Annotated in this window: 9 protein-coding genes; 1 reads left to right on the top strand and 8 read right to left on the bottom strand. The window is 39.7% G+C overall.

Annotation, left to right across the window (positions count from 1 at the left end; genetic code table 11):
• Window positions 1–1,352 (top strand): MFS transporter (locus V7164_RS05165; RefSeq protein ID WP_335353527.1); only part of this gene is annotated, 1,352 nt, incomplete at its 5' end.
• Window positions 1,353–1,698: 346 nt separating this feature from the next.
• On the opposite strand, the gene V7164_RS05160 is transcribed toward V7164_RS05165, so the two are convergent.
• The 8 genes from V7164_RS05160 to V7164_RS05125 all read right to left on the bottom strand — a co-directional run bounded on the left by V7164_RS05160 (window position 1,699) and on the right by V7164_RS05125 (window position 8,853).
• Window positions 1,699–2,748, bottom strand: coding sequence for a 2,3-butanediol dehydrogenase (locus V7164_RS05160; protein WP_335347354.1), 1,050 nt, complete (start codon window positions 2,746–2,748; stop codon window positions 1,699–1,701).
• A 276-nt stretch (window positions 2,749–3,024) separates the two neighbouring features.
• Window positions 3,025–3,978, bottom strand: a complete 954-nt coding sequence (locus V7164_RS05155) for a sigma-54 interaction domain-containing protein (protein WP_335347353.1) — start codon at window positions 3,976–3,978, stop codon at window positions 3,025–3,027.
• 104 nt (window positions 3,979–4,082) lie between these two features.
• Entirely contained in the window at window positions 4,083–4,715 is a 633-nt protein-coding gene (locus V7164_RS05150; protein WP_335347352.1) for a GAF domain-containing protein, read from the bottom strand.
• A gap of 307 nt (window positions 4,716–5,022) precedes the next feature.
• Window positions 5,023–5,763: a sulfite exporter TauE/SafE family protein gene (locus tag V7164_RS05145; RefSeq protein WP_438824042.1), complete on the bottom strand. Its 741-nt coding sequence runs from the start codon at window positions 5,761–5,763 to the stop codon at window positions 5,023–5,025.
• A gap of 56 nt (window positions 5,764–5,819) precedes the next feature.
• Complete coding sequence (locus V7164_RS25645) at window positions 5,820–6,068, bottom strand: hypothetical protein (protein WP_438824134.1); 249 nt, start codon at window positions 6,066–6,068, stop codon at window positions 5,820–5,822.
• A gap of 254 nt (window positions 6,069–6,322) precedes the next feature.
• A complete protein-coding gene (locus tag V7164_RS05135) occupies window positions 6,323–6,742 on the bottom strand; it encodes a hypothetical protein (protein WP_335347350.1) in 420 nt (139 codons plus the stop codon).
• Complete coding sequence (locus V7164_RS05130; RefSeq protein ID WP_335347349.1) at window positions 6,726–7,967, bottom strand: replicative DNA helicase; 1,242 nt, start codon at window positions 7,965–7,967, stop codon at window positions 6,726–6,728. Before V7164_RS05130 ends, V7164_RS05135 begins: the two co-directional genes overlap by 17 nt.
• A gap of 1 nt (window position 7,968) precedes the next feature.
• On the bottom strand, window positions 7,969–8,853 hold the full coding sequence (locus tag V7164_RS05125; protein ID WP_335347348.1) for a DnaD domain-containing protein: 885 nt from the start codon (window positions 8,851–8,853) through the stop codon (window positions 7,969–7,971).
• Between the last annotated feature and the right edge of the window lie 204 nt (window positions 8,854–9,057).

Here is a 9,057-nt window from a genome sequence, read left to right as displayed (position 1 = left end):
ACTCGTTTTGTTGGACCTTTATGAAAAAACTCGCCATGAAGGGTTTGCTTAAGTATTTGCAAAAAAAATTGAAATGGGAGTACAACATGGATAAAAATAATCGCCTTTATTTTGGCTGGTATATTGTGATCGCTGCTTCCGTCATTGTGTTGCTTACTACTGGCTTGCGAATGGGCATCGGTCCCTTTGTCAATCCGATTATGGAGGATTTAAAGTTATCTCGCACGGAATTTTCGCTGATTGTTTCAGCTGGAATGATTGTTTATGGGATCGGCATGTTGCTAGCTGGAATTCTATTAAAAACTTTTCATACACGTTTTGTATTATTGATAGGATTAGCCATTGTATGTATTTCGATTGTATGGACGGTTAACTCCAACGGGATGCTTTCGTTTCTATTATCATTCGGTGTGTTCCTGTCGATTGGACTTTCTTTTTTAAGTAGTATTACGTTATCGCCCATTATTAGTAAATGGTTTGTCCGTCAGAGAGGGAAGGCACTTTTTTATTTAACGACCGGGGCAATGGCGGGGATTGCCGTAATGACGCCCGCTGAAACCTGGCTGATTGGTCTTGTCGGCTGGCAGAACACCCTCTTACTATTTGGTGGAATATTTATCATCCTTGTCCTTCCATCAGCCATTTTAATAATGAGGGAAGATGTTCCGGCTGGGGCTGACGGTATGGGAGCCGCTGGCGAGAAAATTAGCCGGGAAGAACCAGCCATCACATTTAAGGATGCATTAATGACAAAGACATATTGGAAAATTATTTTTAGTTTATTTGCTTGTGGATTTGGGATGAATCTATTAGGTTCCCATGGGGTGCCGATGTTGATCGATCATCATTTTTCACCCATGACCGCTTCGTTTGGGATAGGGATGATCGGGATTGTTGCCATTATTGGCACATTGTTTTTAGCGCAGCTTGCGGACCGTTTTCCACGGAAAAATCTTTTATTTATCATCTATTTTGTTCGCGGACTTGGATTTTTCGCTCTCGTTTTATCGATGACTACCTGGCAGCTCTTTCTCGTTTCCTTTATTGGAGGGTTGGTATGGGCCGGTTCCGTTGCTATGTCCACAGCGATTTTAGGTGACTTATACGGAGTGCGGTTACTCGGAATGTTAAACGGATTCGCCTATTTTGTAGGGCATCAAATCGGTGCAGCCATCGGGTCATTCATGGGAGGCTGGGCATTCGAAGTGTTCGGAACTCATTTCATTTCGTTTGGTGCTGCAGGGATCCTTGCCATTCTTGCTAGTTTTGCATCCATTACATTGCCTAAAAGTCTATCATTCTCTCAAAAAATAAAAATGGGGGAAAAGCATAAAATAACAGTTGGACAATGAGTTGTCGTGTAATAAATTTGCATAAATAAGAATTTAGAGGCTAGATGAAAATCCTGGGAATTTGCTCAAAATATAAATCAAATCGATGGGCCATTTGAGCCTAGTCCATTAATATCTAATCTAATGGAAAAAGAAATTCACGGTGAGATTTCTTCAGAAGAAGTCGTGGAAAAATTAAACCTAGCATACAAGCAAGAGAATGAACATAAACGATCTATTTGTTTAAGAATAGCACCTCCTAATATTAGACAGAGCTAAAATTAGGGGTGCCGTTCATATCATCTTTTTTTCATATTTAGAATCTTGATGCTAAATTTAATTCGAAGATAGATACCTTCTCAAACAATTATTCAGCTTTTACTAAGATTTTTATATGGTTTCTTTCTTTTAGTAGACCTTCGAAGCCTTCATCAATTACTTCATCAAGCGTGATGCGTTTCGTTACGAGTTTATCTGCAGGGAAGTATCCTTGTGCCATTAAACTGATGACGGCTGGGAAAACATCACGATATCCGATAATCCCCGTTACTGAACGTTCCTTTAGAACGATATTTTGAGGATGAATGGATGCTTCCTTCTCAAAAATACTTACAATCATAGTTTCTCCGTTGAATTTCGTAGAGTTAATGGCTTGTGTTAAAACTGGCGGTACTCCAGTCACTTCAAATGAAACATGCACTCCACCATTTGTTAGCTGGTGGATTTGCTCTACAACGTCACCATTATTCGGATCAATCGCGATCGCGCCTAGTTCTTCTGCTTTTTGTCTGCGTTGTTCAGATAATTCAACTGCATAAATTTCTGCTGCACCCGCTGCTTTTAATGCTTCAATAACTAATAAACCGATTGGGCCCGTTCCAAAAACAGCTACTTTATCGCCGACTTGGACTTTACTTTGTTTAACAGCATGAAGAGCAACAGCTGATGGCTCCACGAGTGCCCCTTGTTCATAAGATACATTTTCCGGAAGCTTATGAATCATATGTTCTGGCACAGAAGTGAATTCAGAAAATCCGCCTCCGCCTCCTGCCAGGCCATAGAATCCCATTTTCGAGCAAAGATTATATTTTCCTTGTTTACAAGCTTCGCATTCTCCACAAGAATAAATTGGTTCTACTGCAACTCGGTCACCCACTTGTACCTTTGATACCCCTTCACCGACTTCAACAACTTGTCCAGAAAACTCATGTCCCATGACAATAGGAGCTTTATCACCCGTTAATGGATGTGGTGTTTCCGCTGGAATAAAAATAGGACCTGCGGTATATTCATGTAAATCACTACCACAAATTCCACACCACTCCACTTTAATTTTTACTTCCCCTTTTTTTGCTACCGGTTCATCAATATTGTCTAGTCTTAAATCTTTTGCGTTATGCCATCTTAATGCTTTCATTCAGCCCATCCCCTATCTTACGTCATTCTTTGGTGTATTTTTGCTACACACTTCTATAATGCAAATTTCGTGCCAACTTCAAAATTACTACATTGATATAGTTTCTAACTCCTTTTTTATAAAAAAATAAAGACAAAATGAAACAACTTTTCTCAAATTGTTTCATTTTGTCTCATATCGACTCGCTTTGTCTCACTATAAGTGGCTGGTCTAAAAAATATCTCTCGAAATAAATAAGATCCGCGGAATGAAATCCAACTGATTCTATCTTTATGATTACAAATCATATTTTTTCATCTTTCGATATAAAGTGGCTCTCGATATTTGTAATTCCTTTGCTGCATTGGATACATGCCCCTTATATTTGATGAGTGCGTCTTTAATCTTGTTGATTTCTACTTCTTCTCTAAAGTTATTCACTTGTGTATAAGTATTTGTTAATGATATTTCATCCAAAGTTGATGTCAATTGTAACAATTCATCATCTGTAGGAACTTTATATGCATATAGTAGTTTGCATCGTTCGAGTGAATTTTTTAATTCACGAACATTCCCATGCCATTGACCCTTTGTAAAAATACTGATTAACCTTTTTCTCCAACGCGGAAACCATTGTTCTTTCAGAAAAAAGTTTTCTATTAAACTTTTTATATCTTCTTTTCTTTCGCGTAATGGAGGAATGGTCATAGGATACACGTAAATTCGATAAAAAAAGTCTTCTCTCATTTTTCCTTGTTTCACTAAATCTCTTATATCGATATTGGCCGCTGTAATGAGACGGACATTTACCTTCCTGACATCTGTACCACCTAAACGCGTTAACTCTTTTTGCTGAAGAACTCTCAATAAAGCTTTTTGCATCGATTGAGAAATATCGCCAATCTCATCAAGAAACAGAGTACCACCGTCTGCTTGTTCAAATTTACCTTTGAAGCCTTTTTTATTAGCTCCTGTAAAGGCACCTGGTTCATAACCAAAAAGTTCACTTTCTAACAACTGTTCAGGAATAGCAGCACAATTTACCTTAACAATAGGACCTGTTGAACGATGACTATTATGATGAATGGCCTCTGCAATTATTTCTTTTCCCACACCTGTTTCACCAAGTATATGAACAGGAGCTTCTGTGGGAGCCACTTTTTCTACTTCTTTTAACAGATCGTGATATTTTTTACTTACTCCTTTAACTCCATCAAATCTCAAAGGTATGGTTTGTTCTTCTTCCTCCATAATCGGAATGCGGTAACCAATCACTCTATTTTCTTTTAAGATGGGAATAAGTGTATTTGATAGGTTTAAATCTTCTTTATCTACTTCTGTAAGCGATAAACCTATCAAACCTTGATAATTAGGAATGAGTTGAGGCGATAAAGCACAAATGGTTTTATCCCATGAACATATAATAGAAAGAGTATCTGAATAGAAGTCATGCTTGAAATATTGAGCACCCCTAACAGTTCTTGATTTTGATTTAGAATCGGAGCGGCAAAGCAGTTCCAAGATTGAGAGGCTCTAGCAAAATGCTCATAGCCATTAACGTTTATCGGTTTTAGCCATCTCTTTACCAACCCAATCGCATTTGTACCTACTTCCTCCTCAATCCATGTTACTCCCTCTTTAAAGGAAATACGCTCTGCTGCATTTACAATGGAACTTTCACCCGCTCTATACAAAATACATCCGTCAGAGTCCGTTAAAATGGTTACATAATTGGAAGCCTTTAAAAATCTTTGTAATTGTGGAAGAGTCTGTTTCGTCAAACTGATCAATAGTTGATTCTCTTTCATTTTTTTTTCAAAGTCTTCTCTATTTAAAATTTTCGTGGCAACTCCATCATACGGATTTACGTTATGTTGTCTACATAATTGCCAAGACTGGAGAATTTCATATGACAAATTTCGTTCATCGATAGAACCTTCTTGTACAAAACTCATCCAAGTTTGCTTTGTCACCACTGCACTAGTCATTCAAGAAAAACCTCCTAAAGAGCAATACCTTTAGTTCTAGTATTTTAGATTCAATATCCATACTCTCTTGTATTAATTATGACATAATTTGGGTAGTTTTTCTTCTGTTCCTGATTAGGTAATTGCAACCATCCTTAACTTAGTATTCTCTAAAGCTTATAAACTGACAAACTATATATCTCCCTTCTATGACTATGGGATTTTTCATATTCCTGCCTCTTTCCGATTGAATGTAGCAAATCCCCTAACTTAGTAAAACCTACCTGACTATGAGACTAACACCATAGCCAAAATAAATCGCATTTTATTAGCCCAAGAGGAGTAAAAGCCCAGCTACTGCGGGCGTTGAAATCATCGATATTTTTAAAACTGATTTTGGGGCAAAGTTGGTGAATTTCGCGCCAATATAGGCACCAGTCATCGAACCGACTAATATTTGTATAAGAAGAATCACATCAACATATCCGCCCGTACTAAATCCAAGGCTGCCGCCAATCGCGATTGGAAGCATGACCAGCATCGTGGTTCCGACGGAGTGACGGACTGATAATCCTAAAAAGATCATTAATCCAAGCTGGATAAATGGTGCAGCTCCGATGCCGAAAGACCCTGCCATCAGACCGGAAAGCAGCCCCAGAGTAATTGCTCGAATCCAAAATCCGTAATTATTTTCTGAAGCAGCTGAGGCCTCCTGCACGGCTGAAGGCTGTTTTAATAGAAATAATCGGAAAACGAGTAATATCGAACAAAAAATCAGTATGCCCCCAGTGAACCAATGCAATTGCGCAGTAGGGATAATCGCGGCAATCATCGAGCCAAAAAAGGCGCCAATGGCACCAAATGCCCCGACAACGATTCCCGCCTTTAACACGATATTGCCTTCGCGGTAATGACTGACCACACCTGATAGACAGGTAAATGCCATTGCCGCTAAAGATGTACCCAACGCCGTATGTATTGGGATATGAAACATCAATGTCAAAATCGCAATAATAAATCCAGCCCCGCCAGCCCCGATAAATCCTAACAGTATTCCTAAGATCAGCATCGTAAATATAATAGCCAAATGAAAACCCCTCTTCCGCCTATTTCTTCTTGTGTCCTCTATCCATAATAAAATCCCTTTTCATAATATATATTATTTGAATGAATTTCATATTTCCAATCCCTTGTCTCCCAACGTTTCAAGACATCGCCCCCAACTCCAGCGATGCAGCACATTTCAGCCACTCCTTCCAGGTCCATTTTGATGGCAATCATATTAGGCAGATTAGTCCGCCGATGAACATCCGGAACACGAACACACAATAGGGTAAATATGATTTTTTCACTAAAAAAACTCACTTCTCTCATTTGGAAAACCTACTTTACTCGTATCGTAAAGCAATTAACTACTACTTTCAAACTATTTTTAAAATTCCGTTAAATAAATCGCGATTTTGGCACAGTACAAAGAAAACGCGCACCATGAAAGTATCATAACGACCGTTTCTCGCACTTTCCTAAGAAAACACGCTTCATGAAGGGTTCATGACAACCGTTTCTGCACTTTCCTAAGAAAACGCGTTCCATGAAAGGGTCAAGACGGCCGTTTCTGGCACTTTCCTTCAGCAATATCCAACCAAACAAGGAAATTCCTTTTGTTCCTTTTTCCATTCACGAAAACTTATAAAGCGATTAGCGATGAATACCTCTTCATCCGGAGCCATTTCACGACAATTCAATGCCCTTCGTCCCGTCGTTCGCCACAAATGTATTTTCGCTTCTTCTTCACTTTCAGCAAAAATAAAAGCCCATTTCCGCTCCCCCACCTTAAGTGCATACATATGAATCTCGCAAAAACGAAGATAATTGTTTTCAATCATGTTTGTCAATTTCTCCATATCTGGCTGAACTTCAAACAAAACAGAATCCTCATCATCCAATGATATTTTCCCCTCTTGAATTAAGCACAAAATGTAATGAGCAAGGACATGCTCCTCATAGCGCATGGCATCTTCATAAAGAGCTTCAATCGTCGGCATCATCCATTCTCCCTGTAAATTGATTATAGTTTACAAAAACAGTTCCGACTGGGCCGTTGCGGTTTTTGGAGATAATCAGCTCCAGCTGTTTCTGGTCTGAGGCCAGATCATAGTACGTATCACGGTAGAGGAAAATAATGACGTCCGCATCTTGCTCGACACTTCCCGATTCACGGATGTCCGACATGAGAGGTCGTTTATTTTGCCTTTGCTCCACCGCTCGATTTAATTGGGCAAGCAAGAGAACGGGGCAGTTCATTTCCTTGGCGAGCATCTTCAATTCCCGAGAAATTTCCGTCACTTGCATGTGCATGTTTCCGCCATAATCCTGGTTTGGGCGAATTAACGTTAAATAATCAATCATGATGATCGGTTTTGGTTCAGGAAATTGATGAATCAGCTTTCTCGTTTTCGCCCTCATCTCAGCGATTGTTTGCCTGGCGCCGTCAAATATCTGCATATCTGTCTTGGATATACGCCCGATAATGTCCGTCCATTTTTCCTTTTGCTCCAAACTAAGACTTTGAAAAGGGTTTCGTAATTTGATGCGGTTGATCCCCCCTGTGGAGGCGATTAACCTTTGTACCAAGCTTTGAGTAGGCATCTCGAGTGAAAAAATAATGGGAAGATACCCATGCCAGCCAGCTTCTTTCGCAAAATGGAGCATCACATCTGTTTTTCCCATGGATGGCCTAGCAGCAATGACCGTCAGCTCCCCCGCTTGAAAACCATTCGTCATTTGATCCAAACGCTTAATCCCCGCAGGAATCCCTTTTGTTTGCTTCCCTTCCTGCCATGGTGCTTCATAAATATCAGCCAATGCTGTTGAAATGGACAAATGGTCATCCATTCTCGCTTCATCAATGAGATGTAACGTCTGAATCACTTGCTGGATTCCCCAGTCCTCCTCTTTTGCCCGTGTTAAAATATTTCTCTTCTCCCGCTCCTTCCATTGGTCAAGAAGGAGCTGCTCATATTCATCAAACTTTTTCGGATTGGCATACGATTGTAGATCGTAAAGATAGGAGATTCCTCCGAACGGTTCCATATCCACGGTTGTCGTGAGCGTAATGATGTCCACGCTCCTGCCTTTTTCATGCAAAAGACGCATTTCCCTATAAAGTGCTTGATGACGATGGTCTTCAAATTGTTCAGGCCTGATCACACTATTCCCTATGTAAAAATTCTCCTTCAGCATACAGCCAAGCAGCGCTTTTTCGACAGTCATGTCACTCCTCCCCCTCTGACGGATTATGCTGATAAATACTTGGTACATTGGGGCTCATTTCTGTCATAGCTGGACCCTTTTTCCGCTGTTCAAACTCCTTCTCCAACGCCCATACATCTTCCAGCGTGTTCACCCGTTCGTCACGCCACCTTTTCAAAATCCCATATGTATACCGCCAATTTCGTTTACCGACAGATAATGATATTTTCATAGCCTCTATCACAAGAAGTTCCCCAAATTCGTCTACAGAATCTCCAATTTCTTCTGTGATAAATGGCGATAGTACGCCAAAATTATGTTGATAAAAATCAAACACCTGATCACACCGACTACTTAGTAGTTGTTTTTCTTTTTCTTTTTCTTTTTCTTTTTGTTTTTCTTTTTGTCCCCGTATCGTGGACGTATCGTCCAGACTGTCATGATTCGATAGATCATCTGACTCGTTTTTAGACCATTCAAAAGAAGAATCAGCATATGATTCGAATAACTTCCTCATCTTTACATTTCGAATACGTTCCCCTACATACCCAATGAGCTGTAAGTCTTTTACCTTTTCTAATTCGCTTCTCACGCAATCCTCCACCGGTTTTCCGCCGCGAATAAAATTAAATTTTCCCCAATTCTTAACAGCGATTTCCCGAGTTTCCTGGTTATATTTCAAAAGTTTGTGCTTATTGATCAAGCGCTCCAAGATACTTTGAATGGCCTCTTGCGAATACCCTGTATCAAAAGCCATTTGTCTTTTTGTTATCGTGTAAATCCCGATTTGTTTCGTATTTTTATTCGTCAACAAATAAAGAAACACATACTTATCCTCCGGCGTCATTTCCTCCACAACCTTCGGATCATCCCAAAATTGAGTGTAAACCACGCGATACCTTGCCATTATTACCATCCCTTTCTTGAGACTCTTTATAAATTCATTCACTTTTTATATATGGATGAAGTCGAAAAAAGGACAGGTTTTATCAAAAAAATAAATCAGAGCCGAAGCCCTGATTTGTTTCTGGAATTTAACTACGTTGGAGTCAGACTACCGGATGGGCTCTATGGCACCATAGTGTATCGACCTTTTTCGCCAGCCGTAGAA

Origin of the sequence: Bacillus sp. JJ1474 (assembly GCF_036965225.1) — a bacterium.
In the GTDB taxonomy this organism is placed as follows: domain Bacteria; phylum Bacillota; class Bacilli; order Bacillales; family Cytobacillaceae; genus Cytobacillus.
Note: the sequence above shows the minus strand (reverse complement) of the source record. Positions and strands in the feature narration are given on the sequence as shown.

Excerpts from the sequence above, each read along its gene's own strand:
- V7164_RS05160 (WP_335347354.1), bottom strand. The coding sequence starts at position 2,748 with ATGAAAGCATTAAGATGGCATAACGCAAAAGATTTAAGACTAGACAAT.
- V7164_RS05155 (WP_335347353.1), bottom strand. The coding sequence starts at position 3,978 with ATGGAGGAAGAAGAACAAACCATACCTTTGAGATTTGATGGAGTTAAA.
- V7164_RS05150 (WP_335347352.1), bottom strand. The coding sequence starts at position 4,715 with ATGACTAGTGCAGTGGTGACAAAGCAAACTTGGATGAGTTTTGTACAA.
- V7164_RS05145 (WP_438824042.1), bottom strand. The coding sequence starts at position 5,763 with ATGCTGATCTTAGGAATACTGTTAGGATTTATCGGGGCTGGCGGGGCT.
- V7164_RS25645 (WP_438824134.1), bottom strand. The coding sequence starts at position 6,068 with ATGAGAGAAGTGAGTTTTTTTAGTGAAAAAATCATATTTACCCTATTG.
- V7164_RS05135 (WP_335347350.1), bottom strand. The coding sequence starts at position 6,742 with ATGATGCCGACGATTGAAGCTCTTTATGAAGATGCCATGCGCTATGAG.
- V7164_RS05130 (WP_335347349.1), bottom strand. The coding sequence starts at position 7,967 with ATGACTGTCGAAAAAGCGCTGCTTGGCTGTATGCTGAAGGAGAATTTT.
- V7164_RS05125 (WP_335347348.1), bottom strand. The coding sequence starts at position 8,853 with ATGGCAAGGTATCGCGTGGTTTACACTCAATTTTGGGATGATCCGAAG.